This is a genomic window from Nocardia jinanensis (assembly GCF_014645735.1).
Taxonomy (GTDB): Bacteria; Actinomycetota; Actinomycetes; order Mycobacteriales; family Mycobacteriaceae; genus Nocardia; species Nocardia jinanensis.
Genome location: NZ_BMMH01000007.1, coordinates 47202 through 63437 on the forward strand (window position 1 = coordinate 47202; position 16236 = coordinate 63437).

The 16236-nt window shown below is 66.7% G+C and carries 17 protein-coding genes; 14 read left to right on the forward strand and 3 right to left on the reverse strand.

The genetic code is table 11. The features are described 5' to 3' along the window. The 12 genes from IEY68_RS17645 to IEY68_RS17700 all read left to right on the forward strand — a co-directional run bounded on the left by IEY68_RS17645 (position 1) and on the right by IEY68_RS17700 (position 12727). On the forward strand, positions 1–1671 hold the full coding sequence (locus tag IEY68_RS17645; RefSeq protein ID WP_058853495.1) for a bifunctional 3-(3-hydroxy-phenyl)propionate/3-hydroxycinnamic acid hydroxylase: 1671 nt from the start codon (positions 1–3) through the stop codon (positions 1669–1671). Then, positions 1628–2593 (forward strand): 3-carboxyethylcatechol 2,3-dioxygenase, encoded by a 966-nt coding sequence (locus IEY68_RS17650; protein ID WP_058853496.1) that lies wholly within the window; start codon positions 1628–1630, stop codon positions 2591–2593. The genes IEY68_RS17645 and IEY68_RS17650 overlap by 44 nt, the downstream gene beginning before the upstream one ends. Before the next feature lie 69 nt (positions 2594–2662). After that, the gene (locus tag IEY68_RS17655) at positions 2663–4393 is read left to right on the forward strand and encodes an FAD-binding protein (RefSeq protein ID WP_229718867.1); all 1731 of its coding nucleotides are present in this window, start codon (positions 2663–2665) and stop codon (positions 4391–4393) included. Continuing rightward, positions 4390–5694, forward strand: a complete 1305-nt coding sequence (locus IEY68_RS17660) for an LLM class flavin-dependent oxidoreductase (RefSeq protein WP_058853497.1) — start codon at positions 4390–4392, stop codon at positions 5692–5694. Before IEY68_RS17655 ends, IEY68_RS17660 begins: the two co-directional genes overlap by 4 nt. A gap of 44 nt (positions 5695–5738) precedes the next feature. Beyond that, entirely contained in the window at positions 5739–6569 is an 831-nt protein-coding gene (locus IEY68_RS17665; protein WP_058853498.1) for a coniferyl-alcohol dehydrogenase, read from the forward strand. 40 nt (positions 6570–6609) lie between these two features. Further along, a complete protein-coding gene (locus tag IEY68_RS17670) occupies positions 6610–7599 on the forward strand; it encodes a cyclase family protein (protein WP_058853499.1) in 990 nt (329 codons plus the stop codon). A 10-nt stretch (positions 7600–7609) separates the two neighbouring features. Next, positions 7610–8221, forward strand: a complete 612-nt coding sequence (locus IEY68_RS17675; RefSeq protein ID WP_229718848.1) for an NADPH-dependent FMN reductase — start codon at positions 7610–7612, stop codon at positions 8219–8221. Next, positions 8218–9078, forward strand: a complete 861-nt coding sequence (locus tag IEY68_RS17680; RefSeq protein WP_058853501.1) for an alpha/beta fold hydrolase — start codon at positions 8218–8220, stop codon at positions 9076–9078. The genes IEY68_RS17675 and IEY68_RS17680 overlap by 4 nt, the downstream gene beginning before the upstream one ends. A gap of 76 nt (positions 9079–9154) precedes the next feature. After that, positions 9155–10000 carry an SDR family NAD(P)-dependent oxidoreductase gene (locus IEY68_RS17685; protein WP_058853502.1) on the forward strand — a complete coding sequence of 282 codons (846 nt, stop codon included), beginning with the start codon at positions 9155–9157 and terminating at the stop codon, positions 9998–10000. A 43-nt stretch (positions 10001–10043) separates the two neighbouring features. Then, positions 10044–10241 carry a ferredoxin gene (locus tag IEY68_RS17690; protein ID WP_058853503.1) on the forward strand — a complete coding sequence of 66 codons (198 nt, stop codon included), beginning with the start codon at positions 10044–10046 and terminating at the stop codon, positions 10239–10241. Between the two features lie 2 nt (positions 10242–10243). Then, on the forward strand, positions 10244–11491 hold the full coding sequence (locus IEY68_RS17695; RefSeq protein WP_058853504.1) for a cytochrome P450: 1248 nt from the start codon (positions 10244–10246) through the stop codon (positions 11489–11491). A 33-nt stretch (positions 11492–11524) separates the two neighbouring features. Continuing rightward, the gene (locus IEY68_RS17700) at positions 11525–12727 is read left to right on the forward strand and encodes a cytochrome P450 (RefSeq protein ID WP_058853505.1); all 1203 of its coding nucleotides are present in this window, start codon (positions 11525–11527) and stop codon (positions 12725–12727) included. 263 nt (positions 12728–12990) lie between these two features. Here IEY68_RS17700 and IEY68_RS17705 read toward each other — a convergent pair whose 3' ends face one another. Both IEY68_RS17705 and IEY68_RS17710 read right to left on the reverse strand, forming a co-directional pair. Beyond that, a complete protein-coding gene (locus IEY68_RS17705; RefSeq protein ID WP_156426042.1) occupies positions 12991–14046 on the reverse strand; it encodes a hypothetical protein in 1056 nt (351 codons plus the stop codon). A gap of 88 nt (positions 14047–14134) precedes the next feature. After that, a complete protein-coding gene (locus IEY68_RS17710; RefSeq protein ID WP_082681153.1) occupies positions 14135–14512 on the reverse strand; it encodes a TetR family transcriptional regulator C-terminal domain-containing protein in 378 nt (125 codons plus the stop codon). Positions 14513–14610: 98 nt separating this feature from the next. Here IEY68_RS17710 and IEY68_RS17715 point away from each other — a divergent pair, with 98 nt between their 5' ends. Next, positions 14611–14931, forward strand: a complete 321-nt coding sequence (locus IEY68_RS17715; protein WP_308434977.1) for a hypothetical protein — start codon at positions 14611–14613, stop codon at positions 14929–14931. A gap of 128 nt (positions 14932–15059) precedes the next feature. Further along, complete coding sequence (locus tag IEY68_RS17720; RefSeq protein WP_058853508.1) at positions 15060–15263, forward strand: zinc-ribbon domain-containing protein; 204 nt, start codon at positions 15060–15062, stop codon at positions 15261–15263. A gap of 73 nt (positions 15264–15336) precedes the next feature. Here the strand turns inward: IEY68_RS17720 and IEY68_RS17725 are convergent, their stop codons facing one another. Beyond that, a complete protein-coding gene (locus IEY68_RS17725) occupies positions 15337–16167 on the reverse strand; it encodes an SDR family oxidoreductase (RefSeq protein WP_058853509.1) in 831 nt (276 codons plus the stop codon). Between the last annotated feature and the right edge of the window lie 69 nt (positions 16168–16236).

A 16236-nucleotide genomic window follows, 5' to 3' on the forward strand; every position in this document is an offset into this window, starting at 1 on the left:
ATGAGTACCGGAAACGGCAGCGGGCCGGAGCGTTTCGACGTAGTGATCGTCGGCGCGGGGCCGGTCGGGCTGACCATCGCGAACAGCCTGGGTCGCTACGGTGTGCACACCCTGCTGGTGGAGGAACGACCCAGCCTCATCGACTATCCGCGCGGCGTCGGGATCGACGACGAATCACTGCGCACGATGCAGGCCACCGGACTGGTGGAACGAATCCTGCCGCATACGAACCCGAACCAGATCATGCGGTTCGTCGACGGACAGCGCCGGCTGCTGGCCGAGATCGCGCCCACCGAGCAGCAGTTCGGCTGGCCAAAGCGCAGCGGGTTCATCCAGCCGCTGGTGGACGCCGAGTTGCTGGCCGGGCTGGACCGCTTCGACTGCGTGGAGATCCGGTGGGCCACCGCGCTGAGCGAATGCGACGACACCGGCGACGAGGTCGTGGTGGGGCTCGATACCGCGGACGGGGCGCAGCAGGTGCGGACCCGGTACGTGGTGGGTTGCGACGGTGGTCGCAGCACGACGCGGCACACGATGGGGGTGAGTTTCGAGGGCACCACTTCCCCGACCCGCTGGCTGGTGGTGGATATCGACGGCGACCCGCTCGGCCATCCGAATGTGGAAGTCGGGGCGGACCCGGCGCGGCCGAACGTCTCGATCTCGCTGGCCCACGGGATCCGCCGGTTCGAGTTCCTGTTGCACGACGACGAATCCGATTCCGATGCCGAGACCGCGGAGTTCCTGGCCCGGCTGCTCGCCCCTTTCGTACCACATCCGGAGCGTCTCGATGTGATCCGGCGCCGGGTCTACACCCATCATTCCCGGATCGCGGGGGAATTCCGGAAGGGCCGGTTGTTGCTGGCCGGGGATGCCGCGCATCTCATGCCGGTCTGGCAGGGCCAGGGCTACAACAGCGGAATCCGGGACGCGGCGAACCTCGGCTGGAAGCTGGCGGCGGTGGTGTCCGGGGTCGCCGGTGACGGTCTGCTCGATACCTACGACCAGGAGCGCCGCAAACACGCGCGGGCCATGATCGACCTGTCCACCATGGTCGGGCGGGTCATCTCGCCGACGAACCATCGGGTCGCGGCGGTACGCGACGTAGCGGTACGCGGACTGGCGCTGGTACCGCCCTTGAAACGGTACGTGCTCGGTATGCGGTTCAAACCCATGCCGCGCTATGACCGCGGTGCGGTGGTGCACGGCTGGTCGCGGTCGCCGAACTCGGCGGTCGGCACTCTGTTCATCCAGCCGCGGGTCGCGACCCGCGCGCAGCCGGACGTGTTGCTGGACGAGACGCTGGGCCCCTGGCTCGCGGTGCTGTGCTGGAACAACCAGCCCCGGAAATCGCTGGGGGAGGCCGAGTTCGCCCGGTGGAAGGAACTCGGCGCCCGTTTCGTGGAAGCGCGGCCCGCGACCCAGCTGCACTGGACCGGGCACGACGACCCCGATGTGGCGGTGATCGGTGACCACACCGGCGCCCTGAAGAAATGGTTCGACGGCCAGCTCGATTCGGTGCTGTTCCTGCGTCCGGACCGGTGCATCGCCGGCGCCTGTATCGCCCAGCACGCGCCCGAACTCGGCGCCGCGCTGCGCAGAACCCTCGAACTCGCCCCGGGAGGTACCGATGCCGCTGGCCGTGTGCTGCGTCTCGCACAGCCCACTCCTTGAGCTGCCGGGACCGGGTCCCGAACTGCGCGCGGAGGTGGGCGAAGCGCTCGACCGGGCGCGCGATTTCGTACGGAACTTCGACCCGGAGCTGGTGGTGCTGTTCGCCCCGGACCATTACAACGGGTTCTTCTACAAGCTCATGCCGCCCTTCTGCCTGGGCACCGCGGCGACCGCGGTGGGGGACTACGGGACTTATGCCGGGCCGCTGAACGTTCCGGCGGATCGGGCACTGGCGCTGGCCGAAGCACTGCTCGACGCCGGTATCGATATCGCGACGTCGGCGCAGATGTCGGTGGACCACGGCACCGTGCAGCCACTGCAACGGCTGTTCGGGGACGCCACCGCGCGACCGGTCATCCCCGTCTTCGTGAACTCCGTGGCGACGCCGCTGGGTCCGCTGCGCCGGGTACGCGCGCTGGGTACCGCGGTGGGCCGTCATCTGGCCACCTCGGGCAAGCGAGTGCTGGTCGTCGGATCGGGCGGTCTGTCCCACGACCCGCCGGTACCGCAGCGCGCCACCGCACCCGAGCCGGTGCTGGAGCGGATCGTGCACGGCCGCCCGATGACCACCGAACAGCGGGCCGCCCGCCAGACCGCGGTGATCGCCGCCGCCCGTGACTTCGCCGCCGGCGACAGTCCGCTACAGGCACTCAACCCCGAATGGGACCGGGCGTTCCTCGAGCTCGTGGACACCGGCGGCCTGGCCGCCGTGGACGACTGGGACAACAGCGATATCACCCGGGTCGCGGGCAATTCGGCGCACGAGATCCGCACCTGGGTAGCGGCTTTCGCGGCGCTCGCCGCGCAGGGGTCCTATCGCACCGGCGTCCGCTATTACCGGCCCGCACCAGAACTCATCGCCGGCTTCGCCGTTCGTACGGCCCGGCCCGCCGATGAGCCGATCGAGGACAGGAGGCGATGAGTGAGCATCGACGAGACGGGTTTCGACGAAACCGTCGATCTACTGGTGATCGGTTCCGGCGGCGGCGGGATGAGTGCCGCACTACGTGCCGAAGCGCTGGGGCTGAACACGCTGGTGGTGGAGAAGGCCGGCTACTACGGCGGATCCACCGCGCTCTCCGGTGGCGGTATCTGGGTGCCGAACGCACCCGCGCAGCAGCGGGACGGTTTCGCGCTCGATCCCGACGCGGTGGTCGGCTATCTGCGCACCATCACCGGCGGGCTGGTGACCGACGAACGGTTGCGGGCCTATGTCGAGAGATCGCCGGACATGATGGCCTTCCTCGAGGAACGCAGTCAGTGGCTGGAATTCGTCTGGAAACCCGGCTACGCCGACTACTACCCCGAAGTCACGGGCGGCTCGCCGCAGGGCAGCACGATCAATGTCCCGCCGATCGATCTGCGCGCACTCGGCGACGAGGAGGAGAAGCTGCTCAAACCGCTCGCCCTCGCGCCGAAGGGGATCTGGCTGGGGCCCAAGGATCTGCAGATGTTCTATCAGGTCCGGCAGAACTGGCGCGGTAAGGCGGTGATGCTGAAACTGATCTGGCGGATGTTCCGCGCCCATGTGTTCGGCGACCGGATCGCCGCCATCGGCCAGTCCTTGATCGCCCGGCTGCGGTTGGCCATGAAAGAACGCGACATCCCGCTGTGGCTGAATTCGCCGATGACCTCGCTGATCACCGCTGCCGACGGACAGGTGACCGGCGCGGTGGTGACCCGCGACGGTGAACCGGTGCGGATCCGGGCCCGCCGCGGCGTGATCCTGGCGACCGGCGGTTTCGACCACGATATGACCTGGCGCAAAGCGGAACTGCCGGAGGTCGACCAGGACTGGAGTTTCGGTAACCCGGTGGCCTTGGGCGACGGGATCCGGGCCGGGCAGCACGTCGGCGCGGCCACCGAGCTGATGGACGAGGCCTGGTGGTTCCCGGCCATCCAGTGGCCCGACGGCCGGATGCAGTTCATGCTCAACGAACGCATGATGCCCGCACAGTTCATCGTGAACGGGGCGGGTGAGCGGTTCATCAACGAGGCCGCCCCCTATATGGACTTCGGGCACGCCATGATCGAGGGCCAGCGCACCGGGGTGACCCATATCCCGTGCTGGCTGATCACCGATCACCGCTCCTGGCACAAGTACGTGATCGGCGGGCATCTGCCGATTCCGACAGTACCGTTCGCGCCGGTACCGACCGGGTACAAGATGGTGCGGGCCTGGTTGGAGTCGGGGGTGGTGAAAGCCGCCGGGAGCTTCGCCGAACTCGCCGAGAAGATCGAAGTGCCCGCCGCCGAACTCGAGGCCACCGCCGCCCGGTTCAACGAACTCGCCCGCGGCGGTCACGACGACGATTTCCAGCGCGGCGACAGCGTGTACGACAACTACTACGGCGACCCCACGCTGCCCAATCCGAATCTGTTCCCGATCGGCAAAGCGCCCTATTACGCCTTCCGGATCGTCCTCGGCGATCTCGGGACTTCGGGCGGCCTGAGTACCGACGAGAACGCCCGGGTGTTGCGCGCCGACGGGTCGGTGATCGACGGACTGTACGCGGTCGGCAACGCCTCGGCCGCCGTCATGGGCCGCAGTTACGCGGGCGCCGGCGCCACCATCGGCCCGGCCATGACCTTCGGATACATCGCCGCCGAGCACTGCGCCGGGCGAACAGGGTCCGGAGCAGCGGGGGATAGCGGCGAAGGGGCGGCCGGGCCGGTCGAAGGAGATGACGTGACGATCGAAACCACTGGAGGTAATCGATGAAAATATCCCTCTTCTACGAGTTCGCACTGCCGCGGCCCTGGAGCGACGACGACGAATTCGAGATGTTCCGAGACGGGCTGACCGAAGTAGAAGCTGCGGATAAGGCCGGTTTCTCCACCGTCTGGCTCACCGAACACCATTTCCTCGAGGAGTACTGCCACTCCACCGCGCCGGAGATGTTCCTCGCCGCCGCCAGCCAGCGGACCGAGAACATCCGCCTCGGCTTCGGCGTCATGCATCTGCCGCCCGGAATCAACCATCCCGCCCGCGTCGCCGAACGGGTCGCGACCCTCGACCATCTTTCGGGTGGCCGGGTCGAGTTCGGCACCGGTGAGTCGTCGTCGGTGGGTGAGCTCGGCGGATTCGATATCGACCCCGCCGACAAGCGTGGCCAGTGGGAAGAAGCACTCGACGTCACCCTGCGGTGTATGACCGAGACCCCGTTCACCGGGTTCAAGGGTCAGCACATCGAGATGCCGCCCCGCAACATCATCCCGAAGCCGCGCCAGACCCCGCATCCGCCGCTGTGGGTCGCGTGTACCCGCCCGTCCTCGGTGCAGATGGCGGCGCAGAAGGGGATCGGCGCGCTCAGCTTCGCCTATACCGGCCCCGGTCCGCTCGGTGACCGGGTGCGTGGCTACTACGAGGAGTTCGAGGAGAAGGCGGCGCCCACCGTGCCGCAGATCAATCCGAACATCCTCGCCATCGGCGGTGATCTGTCGATGATGGTGGCGCGCACCGACGACGAGGCCGTGAAGCGGCTCGGCGTCGGTGGTGGGTTCTTCTCGTTCGGGATCATGCACTACTACATGACCGGGATGCACGTCCCCGGCCGCACCGGAGTGTGGGAGCGCTACCTGGACGCGGTGAAAGAGGACGAGACCCTCGCCTACGGTCCCGGCCGCGGTGCGATCGGCGGCCCGGACACCGTGCGCGAGTTCCTGCGCGGCTACGAGGAGAGCGGGGTCGACGAGATCATCCTGCTGCTCAACCCGCGCAGCCACGAAGGAACGATGGAATCCATCGAGATCATGGGCAAGGAGATCCTGCCCGAATTCATCGAACGGGACGAGAAAGCGGTGGCCGCGAAGGCCAAACGACTCGAACCCGTGATCGAGAAGGTAGAGCAGCGGCGGCGCCCGCTGGCCTCGCCGGAATTCGATGAGGAGTACTCGTTCGGTGGCCTGCCCACCGGTCGCGGCGGCAAGTTCACCGCCAGTGAGATCCCCGAGGCGATGGCCGAGATCAACGAGGGCCGGGTGCAGGCCGCCCAGCGGCTCAAAGAAGAACAGCAGGGCTGAGCGGCCGAACCCGGTCGTAGGGACAAGAGAGCGAGGTACCGGAGGTGGAGACGATCGACCAACGGTGGCGTTTCGACGGGAAACGTGTGGTGGTGACCGGCTGTGCCTCCGGTATCGGGGCCTGTGTGGTGCATCAGCTGCGGCATCTGGGCGCCGAGATCGTCGGGCTGGACCTGCTCCGCCCCGGTACCGAACTCGACGAGTTCCACGAAATGGACCAGGCCGACCCCGAATCCATCGACCGGGCCGCGCGCAGGATCGGCCCGGGGGTCGACGCGCTGTTCAATATCGCCGGCGTCTCCTCCGGTATCGGTGACCCGCTACGGGTGGCCACCATCAATTTCCTGGGTCTGCGGCATTTCACCGAAGCCGTGGTGCCGCAGATGGCGCCCGGCTCGGCGGTGGTCAGCGTTTCCTCGCTCGCCGCCGCCGGTTATCTGGACAACCGGTGGGCGGTGAAGGGACTCCTGGACACCGGGTCGATGGCCGAGGGCATCGCCTGGTGCGAGAACAATCCGGACGCCCTGGCCGACGGCGGCTACCGCCTGTCCAAGGAAGCGATCATCCTCTACACAGTGCGGCGGTCGGTGGAACTGGCCGCCCGCGGTATCCGGATGAACTGCACCGGCCCCGGTGTCACCGAAACCCCGATCCTGGACCAGTTGCGCGGCGCGTACGGCCAAGACTATCTCGACGGGATCCCGAAACCGCTGGGCCGCTCGGCCGATCCCGTGGAGCAGGCGGCAGCACTGCTGTTCCTCAACAGCCGGGCCGCCGGCTATATCACCGGCCAGGTGCTGTGGGTCGACGGCGGAAATCTCGCCGTACGCCTGGCGAACGAATTGGCCGGATCCGTACCTGTGGAGACGGAATGACGACCGGCGGCTATCGAATACGAGCAGAAGGAGGAGCAGCGTGGCTACTCTGACCGATTTCCGGAAACTCGGCGACAGCGTTCGCAATTGGGGCCGCTGGGGCGCCGACGACGAACTCGGCACGCTGAATTTCATCACTCCGGCCAAGGTCGCGGCCGCGGCCGGGCTGGTACGCCACGGCAAGGTGTTCCCGCTGGGAATCGACTTCAGCTCCAACGGCCCCCAGGGTGCGTTCAAGTTCCGGGCCAACCCCACGCATGTGATGACCGTGGACGGCGGCGACGCCGAAACACTGGTCGAATACGGCCCGAAATGGCTCCAGAATTCAGTGGCCGGTGAGCTGGCCGGATTCTTCGCCGACAACCCCTTCCGTTTCAACGACGATATGCTGATCATGCCGCTGCAAGCCGCTACCCAGTGGGACGCCTTCTCGCACGTCTACTACGACGACAAGCTCTACAACGGGTTCCCGGCGAATTCGGTGACCAGTATGGGCGCGTTCCACTGCGGTATCGAAAAAGTCGACTGCAAAGGCATCACCAGCCGCGGCGTTCTGCTGGACCTGGTGAAATACCGGGGCGCGGACGTATTCCTCGAAGTCGGTGAGCCGATCACCGGTGACGAACTCGACGAGTGCGCGAAACGGCAGGGCGTAACCATCGAATCCGGCGATATCGTGCTGGTCCGCACCGGATGGTGGAACCGTTTCCTCGAGGCGGGCGACGGCTCCGAGCCCTATGCCGGTCTGGACTGGACGTGTGCGAAATGGCTGCACGACCACGAAATCGCCGCGGTGGCCGCGGACAACCTGATGGTGGAGAACCCGGTCTCCGGCGTGGACGGCACGGTCCTGCCGATGCATATGCTCTGTCTCCGCGATATGGGCCTGATGCTCGGCGAGTATTGGGATTTCACCGCCCTGGCCGCCGATTGCGCCGCCGACGGAATCTACGAATTCCAGCTGATCGCACCGCCGCTGCGGGTGGTGGGTGCGGTGGGATCACCGATCAACCCGATCGCCATCAAATAGGAGACCGGTCATGACCTTGGGAAGCACAATGGTGGAGCGCACCGAATCCGGCGCGGATACCCAGCCGTTCGTCGTCGGCCTCGGCGGGACGCTGCGGGCGAACTCCTCGACCGAACGGGCGTTACGCCACTGCCTGGACGAGGTCGAGAAACGGGGCGGGCGTACCGCTCTGTTCAGCGGCCAGGATATCGATCTGCCGATGTACAACCCGCACGATCCCGCCCGCACCCCGCAGGCGATCGCGCTGGTGCAGGCCCTGCGCGCCGCCGACGCCGTGATCGTCGGATCGCCCGGCTACCACGGCGCGATCTCCGGTCTGGTGAAGAACGCGCTGGACTACGTGGAGGATATGCGCACCGATCCCATCGTCTATCTGGACAACAAGCCGTGGGGCTGTATCACCTGCGCCTACGGCTGGCAGGCCGCGGTCGGCACCCTCGGCCAGCTGCGCGGAATCGGCCACGCGCTGCGCGCCTGGCCCACGCCCATCGGTGTCGCGATCAATTCGGCGGACAAGATCTGGGACGACACCGGCGCGGTATCCGACCCCGGGGTTCGCGGCCAGCTCGAACTGCTCGCCACCCAGGTACTCACCAGCGCCAAGGCGATCGGTACAGCATGAGTGGTTTCGCGCACCGCACGCTCGTGGTCGACGGGCTGCACACGCATTTCCTGGAGGCGGGTGCCGGTGAACCCGTCGTGCTGCTGCACGGCGGGGAATTCGGTGCGAGTGCCGAAATCGGCTGGGAACACACCATCGATGCGCTCGCACAGCGTTATCACCTGATCGCGCCGGATATGCTCGGCTTCGGTGAATCGGCGAAGGTCATCGATTTCGCCGACGGCCGGGGGATGCGTATCCGGCATATCGCGCGCCTGTGCGCACTGCTCGGTATCGAATCCGCTTATTTCATCGGCAATTCCATGGGCGCGGTGAATCTGCTGGCCGATACCACCGCCGAGAATCCGGTACTGCCGGTGCGTGCGATGGTGACCATCTGTGGTGGCGGGCAGATCCGGGCCGGCGAGCATATGCAGGCCCTCTACGATTTCGACGCCACCCTGCCCGCCATGCGCAGGATCGTCACCGCGCTCTTCGCCTCACCCGCGTATCCGGCCGACGAGGACTGTGTACGCCGGCGGTTCGAATCGGCAACCGCCCCCGGCGCCTGGGAGGCGATCGCGGCGGCCCGGTTCCGGCGGCCCGGTGCTGCACCCCCGCCCGGACCGGGTGACCGGCCTTTCGAGCGGATCCAGGTCCCGACCTTGGTGATCGAGGGCGGCGCCGACAAACTCCTGCAGCCGGGATGGGCCGCCGAGATAGCGGCCCGCATCCCGGACGCTCGTTCGGCAGTCGTCGACGAGGCCGGGCACTGCCCGCAACTGGAACGCCCCGAGGCGGTCAACGCCCTGCTCCTGGACTTCCTGGACGGGCAGTCCCGTCCCGCGCCCGCCCCGGACTACGTGCGCAGCGGATGAGTCGCCGGGTCTCGCGGCGAGAGCGCGGGATGGGACTGCGGGCTACGGAATGTTGTGACGAAAGGAGATTCAGCGCATGGGCAACGAGTTGGCGGGCAAGGTCGCGGTGGTGACCGGTGGCGCGACCGGACTGGGCAGCGCCATGGTCGAGCGATTCGTCGCCGAGGGCGCCCGGGTGGTGGTCGGGGATATCGACGCCGAGCGCGGAGCCGCGGTGGCGCAACGCAGTGGTGCCCTCTTCCTGCGTACCGATGTGGGGGAGCCGGACCAGATCACCGCACTCGTCGATCTCGCGGTGGAGCGTTTCGGCGGCCTGCACATCATGTGCAACAACGCCGGTATCTCCGGGACGATGCACAAGAGCATCCTGTTCGACGATTTCGCCGACTTCCACCGGGTGATGTCGGTCAATGTGCTCGGTGTGATGGCCGGAACCGGAGTGGCCGCGCGGCATATGTCGCAGAACGGTGGCGGTTCGATCATCAACCTGTCCTCGGTGGGCGGGGTACAGGCCGGTGGTGGAGTGATGACCTATCGTGCCTCGAAGGCCGCGGTCATCCATTTCACGAGGTCGGCGGCAATCGAATTGGCGCAGTACGAGATTCGCGTCAACTGCCTCGCCCCCGGCAATATCCCCACCGATCTACTGGCCAAGGCGTCCACGACCATGTCGCCGGAGAAGGCGGAGCGGATGACGCGGGCCATGCGGGAGATGATGAACCAGGACCGGCCGTTACCGCGGGAGGGCACACCCGAGGATGTCGCCGAAGCAGCCGTCTACTTCGCGGGCGACCGGTCCCGCTATCTCACCGGGACGGTGCTGACCGTCGACGGCGGTACCACCGCCGGTAAACCGCTGCGCGCCCGGCGAACCGATACGGCCTCGAACGGTTCCGCCGGAGCTCCGGCGGGGGCGTTATGAGCCGGCCGAGTCCCGAGAACCCCACACCGGAAAGAGCAATGTCATGAAAGTGGCTGTCGAACAAGGGAAATGCATTGCCGCCGGGCATTGCGTGATGGCGGCGGACGCGGTATTCGATCAGCGTGAGGACGACGGCATCGTCGTTCTGCTGGACGAGAACCCGCCGGACGAACTCGCCGATGAGGTGCGCGAGGCCGCCGCCGTCTGCCCCGCCATGGCCATTCACGTCCACGAGGAGTAGCAGTGTCGAATTCTTCGGTATCGAATTCCGGGTCCGAGATCCACGCCGGGACCGTTCTGCACTATCCGCTGGACCGGGCTCCCGGGTGCCCGTTCGCGCCGCCGCCGGAGGTTCTGGGATTGGTGGCCGACGCCCCGCTGAGCCGTGTACGCATCTGGGATGGCAGCACGCCATGGCTGGTCACCGGGTACACCGAGCTGAAATCGCTCATGTCCGATCCACGGATCAGTGTCGAGGACCATCATCCCGGCTTCCCGCACTGGAACGAGGGCATGCTCGACCTGGTGAATCACCGTGCCAAATCGGTGTTCAACACCGACGGGGAGGAGCACAGCCGGTTTCGCCGGATGATGACCAAACCCTTCACGGTGAAACGCGTCGACGCCCTGCGTCCGGCGATCCAGCAGATCACCGACGACCATATCGACGCCATTCTGGCCGGTCCGCGGCCCGCCGATCTGGTCGAGGCGCTGGCGCTTCCGGTGCCGTCGCTGGTGATCAGCGAAATGCTGGGTGTGCCCTACGCCGACCACGAATTCTTCCAGCAGCACGCGACGACCGGAGTCTCGCGCTACGCCACCAAAGAGGAAGCGGCGAACGGGCGGGTCGGGCTGGCTCGGTACCTGATCGATCTGATCAAGTCCAAGATGGAGAACCCGGCCGAGGATATGGTCACCGAACTCGCCGAACGGGTCACCGCCGGTGAGATCTCCATGAAGGAAGCCGCCCAGATCGGCACCGGGGTGCTCATCGCGGGTCACGAGACCAGTGCGAACATGATCTCGCTGGGCACCCTGGCCCTGCTCGAGAATCCCGACCAGCTGGCGCTGCTGCGCGATACCGATGATCCCAAGGTCGTCGCGAACGCGGTCGAGGAACTGCTGCGCTATCTGAGCATCATCCAGAACGGTCAGCGCCGCGTCGCGCTCGACGATATCGAGATCGGCGGGCACACGATCAAGGCCGGTGAGGGCGTGATCATCGACCTCGCCCCGGCCAACTGGGATCCGAACCAGTTCCCCGAACCGGACAAACTCGATCTCACCCGCCCGGCCCGGCTGCACGTCGGCTTCGGTTTCGGACCGCATCAGTGCGTCGGCCAGCAGCTGGCCCGGGTGGAACTGCAGATCGTCTTCAGAACCCTGCTGCAGCGGATTCCGGGCATGCGCCTGGCGATTCCGGTGGCAGACGTCGAATTCAAACACGACAAGCTGGCCTACGGCGTGTACCGGCTACCCGTGACGTGGTGAACACGCCGTACAACTCCCGAGAGGAGACGAACTGTGACGACCAGCGCGCCCAGTGACGTCTACTACGACCCCTACGATGTCGAGCTGAACGCCGACCCGTATCCCATGTTCAAGCGGCTCCGCGACGAGAGACCGCTCTACTACAACGAAACCCACGATTTCTTCGCGCTCAGCCGCTTCGCCGATGTCAATGCCGCGCTGATCGACAAGGACACCTTCAGTTCGGCGCGCGGCGCGATCATCGAGCTGATCAAGGCGAATATCGAGATCCCACCGGGGGTGCTGATCTTCGAGGATCCGCCGATCCACACGATGCATCGCAAACTGCTGGCCCGGATGTTCACCCCACGCAAGATCGCCGCACTGGAGGAGAAGATCCGCGAGTTCTGCCGGCGCAGTCTCGACCCGCTCGTCGGTACCGGCCGGATCGATTTCATCGCCGATCTGGGCGCGCAGATGCCGATGCGGACCATCGGCATGTTGCTCGGCATTCCCGAAGAGGATCAGGAGGCCATCCGCGATTTCGCCAATGAGCAGATGCGCACCGAAGAGGGTAAGCCGATGAAGGCCGCCGAAGACGGCATGGCCAGCGGTGAGATCTTCGAGAAGTACGTCGACTGGCGGGTCGAGCATCCCTCCGACGACATCATCTCCGAACTGCTCGGTGTCGAGTTCGAGGACGAGACCGGCACTGTCCGCCACCTCTCCCGGGCCGAACTGCTCACCTACATCAATGTCGTATCCGGGGCGGGTAACGAGACCACCACCCGGCTGATCGGTTGGGCCGGCAAAGTGCTCTCCGAATACCCGGACCAGCGCCGCGAACTCGTCCGGAATCCGGCGCTCATTCCGGCGGCCATCGAGGAACTGCTGCGGTACGAGCCACCGGCGCCGCATGTCGCCCGCTACGTCACCCGCGATGTCGAGTACCACGGGCAGACAGTTCCCGAAGGCAGCGCGATGATGATGCTGATCGGCGCCGCCAACCGTGACGATCGGCAGTTCGCGCCGGACGGGGATGTCTTCGACATCCACCGGGAGAGCAAACCGCATCTGGCCTTCAGCGTGGGGACCCATTTCTGCATGGGTTCGGCGCTGGCGCGGTTGGAGGGCCGGATCGCGCTGGAGGAGATCCTGAAACGCTTCCCCGAATGGGAGGCCGACACCTCGAACGCCGAGCTCTCGCCGACCTCCACGGTGCGAGGCTGGGAGAGCATGCCGGCGTTCACCGGCTGAGACGGCCGGGCACGGTGTTACTTCGAGCGCACATCGCTTCCGGACCAGCGGTTGGGTAGTTGCGGCCACCGGGAGGGTTCCCGTGGTCCACCCGCTCGCGCTGGGAGACAGTGGGCAGAGCCTGGTGCAGGTCGGCCGATCGGATCAGGGCCTGTTCGAAGTGAAGTGGGCGGTACTGCGCTGCGGTGCCACCCACCCTCCGTTTCGGCGAAAGATGATGCCCGCTTCGGGATACAGTGCCGATTAGCGTCAGTAGTCGCGGTTCATGACCGAAATCCGTGTGTGGCACCGCTTCCCACGTCCCGCGCCCGAGACCGACCGGGCATGCGCTCCCGCCGCTCGGCGTCCTCGACGAGCTCGCATCGCCAGTCGTAATGGACTCGGTAGAGGAGTTCGGTGGCCACCGGCACCGCGGCGTCTTCGCGGGGGACAGTGGCCAGGTGAATGGTTCCCCCGTACAAGGCCAGGCAGCTCAGGACCGCGCGCAGATGCTCGTGCCCGTGATTTTCCAGGGTCACGGTTCCGTCGGTGTGGGCGTGTGCGACTTCGTGCAGGCCCACTGTCCGTATCTCGTCGACCTCTGTGTAGGCCGGCGGTGGATCGAAGACGTGGTGGGTGCACTGTGGCACCGAGGCGTCGCGAACGGCGACCGCGATGTTGATGTCGGTCCGTACGCCGGCCGCGGCCGCGGTGCTGACGATATCGAGGAGCCGGGCGCGGGTCGCGACTGCCTGTGCGTCGATGGTGGTCCACAGTGGCCCGACACGATGGCTCTCGAGATGGAGGTAGCGGTCGACCATCACCTGTGCTTCCGGCTGTGTGATGGTGAGCTCGGGCAGCAGATCCTTCGGATCGGTTCTCGCGCGCATCGATGAGGGTCTGAACTGCGGACTGTCTACGTCTGTACAGCTCAGCGGCAGGCCTTCGATCGAGAGTCGCACCGCGACCACGTCATCGAGTTCCACCGAGCCGGTCGCCGGGTTCGCCCAGAAGCCGCGCAGTGCCGGCCGAGTCGGGTCGGGCAGCGTCTCCATGATGTACATGCGGTACCAGGCCGGTGTGGAATCGTGCCGGCTCTTCCAGAGAATCTCGACGGTCACGGGGTCGTCGGGGGTGCAGTCCGCGAAGATCCATTGCATCTCGTCGGACCCTGCGGATGCGTCCTCGGGAGGCGTCCACAGGCCGAAGGAGTTCCAGGCCCACTCCACGTCGTACTCCTCGCCACGGGACCGGGCCACTGTTCGGAGGTAATGCCGGGTCGTTTCCCTGAGAACGACGGCGCCGTCCCCGGCAGCGGCAAGGCGAATCGAGTTGCTCACGACGACTTCTCCTGACGGGGGAGGGCTACGGCCACCCAGCGTACGAGCACACGCAAGGTCGTTGTGTTTCGCGTCGTCACCGGGCATTTCAGAGGGTCGCCACCTGGTGCTCCAGCACGGTGAGAATCGTCGCGCGATCGACGGGACTGTGTGGCGTGACCGCGTCCAGCGACAGGCCGGAGACCAGTGCGGCCAGATGCGCGGCGGCGCGAGCCGGGTCGGCGGTACCGGTCGCGGCTGTCGCGTCGGTGAGCACTTGCCGCAGATCCGCGGCCATCTGGCGGACCACAGGTTCGAACGCGGCCTCGAGCCGGGAGGCGGCGATGACCTCCAGTAGGACGATCGCCTCACGATGGCGTTCCTCGTCCAGGGGCACCAACTCCGCGAGTACGGCGAGCAGGTACCGGCGGGCTGCCCGCCGGTCTCCGTCCCCGGGCGCGGGGTGACGGGTGAGGCGTTGCCCCATCCGGTCGCCGACCTCGGTCGCGACGGCGACGATCAGTGATTCGTGGTAGGCGAAGTAGTGCCGTACCGACCCGAGACGATCATCCGATTCTCGGGTCCATGGAATTCGAGCCCTGGCAGATCACCGACGACTATCTGGGCGGCGGCGGTCACCACACCTACATCGAATCGGGCAGCTATACCGAGGATTCGGCCGGGCAGATCGCGCACGACACCGTGCACGAGTGGCGGCACGACCTGGGTGAGGTCATCGGCGCGCTACTGCGGGCGGGGCTGCGGATCGCTGCGGTCGAGGAATTGCCCACCATGGATTGGCCGGCGTTCCCCGACCTGGTGCCGTGCCGACAGGGGTGGACGCTGCCGCCGGAAGCGCCGCGGATTCCGCTGAACTTCGCCGTCGTGGCCACGCGACCGGACTGAAAGTGCCGCCCGGCAAGCTCGTCCGGTTCGCCGAGCAGTGGGGGATCGGGTGCCGCACCGGGCAAGGACACGCGCGACCGTCCGGTCGGGGACCATATCGAGAATCAGCTGCCCTCTACGCTGGGCTGATGTTCTTCATCTTCGGTTTCGGCACCAAGCGGCGCAACCTCGGCCCCGGCGGAACCCGGAGCTGCCCACGCTGCCACAACACGACGCAGTGGACGCGTGTGCGGGAGTTCAAGCAGTTCACCGTGTTCTTCGTTCCGGTCGCGCGCTGGCAGCGCCGCTCGCTCGAAGTGTGCGGCATCTGCGGCACCGCGGTCGAAGCCTGAGCGGAGGCGCCGGCCTCGTTCGCCGGTGCGACGCCGTTCGGACGCATTCTGGTCGGCCGTTACCCCGGCCGGCTCAGTCGAGGAACATATCCGGGATCGGATTCGTGCCGCCGCCGTATTCCGACAGGTCGGTGCGGCCGGACTCGATGAGGGCGGTGGCGTCGATATAGCAGTTGCCGGTGTTGTACCGCGCCTCGCGGGACAAGATATCCGCGGCGGCGTCGCCCATGATCCGCGGATCCCGCGACCGTTCCAGCAGGTCCGAACCGTCGGGCAGATTCGCCACTGCCGAGGTCGCGATATAGGTCTGCGGCCACAGGCAGTTCGCCGCGATCCCGGCATCGGCGTACTCCGCCGCCCAGCCGAGGGTCAGCAGGGTCATGCCGTATTTCGAAAGGGTGTAGGAGGGGTGGGCGCCGAGCCAGCGCGGGCTGGTGTTGAGTGGCGGCGCGATGGTCAGGATATGCGGGTTCGGGGCCTGCCGGAGGTGCGGTAGGCAGGCCCGGGTCAGCAGGAAGGTACCGCGCAGGTTGATCTGCTGCATCAGGTCGAATTTCTTGGCCGAGAGTCGTTCGGTGGGGTCGGTGGCGATGGCGCTCGCGTTGTTCACGCAGTAGTCGATCCGGCCGAATCGCTCGAGCGCGGTGTCGACGACCCGCCGGATATCCTCCTCCACCCGCACATCACCGACCACCGCGGCCGCTTTCCCGCCCGCCGCCTCGATCTCGGCGACCGCGGTGTGCACGGTCCCCGGGAGCCTCGGATGGGGCTCGGCCGTCTTGGCCAACAAGACCACGTTCGCGCCCCGGCGGGCGGCCGACAGGGCGACGGCGAGCCCGATACCGCGGCTGGCTCCGGATACCACCAGGGTCCGGTCGGTGCAGATCTGCTGTTCGGTCGGCATATCACTCCTGGTCGATTGCGCGTTTGCGCGAAGCGGTATTGGCATTCTCATTTTCTGCAAGTATCGTAT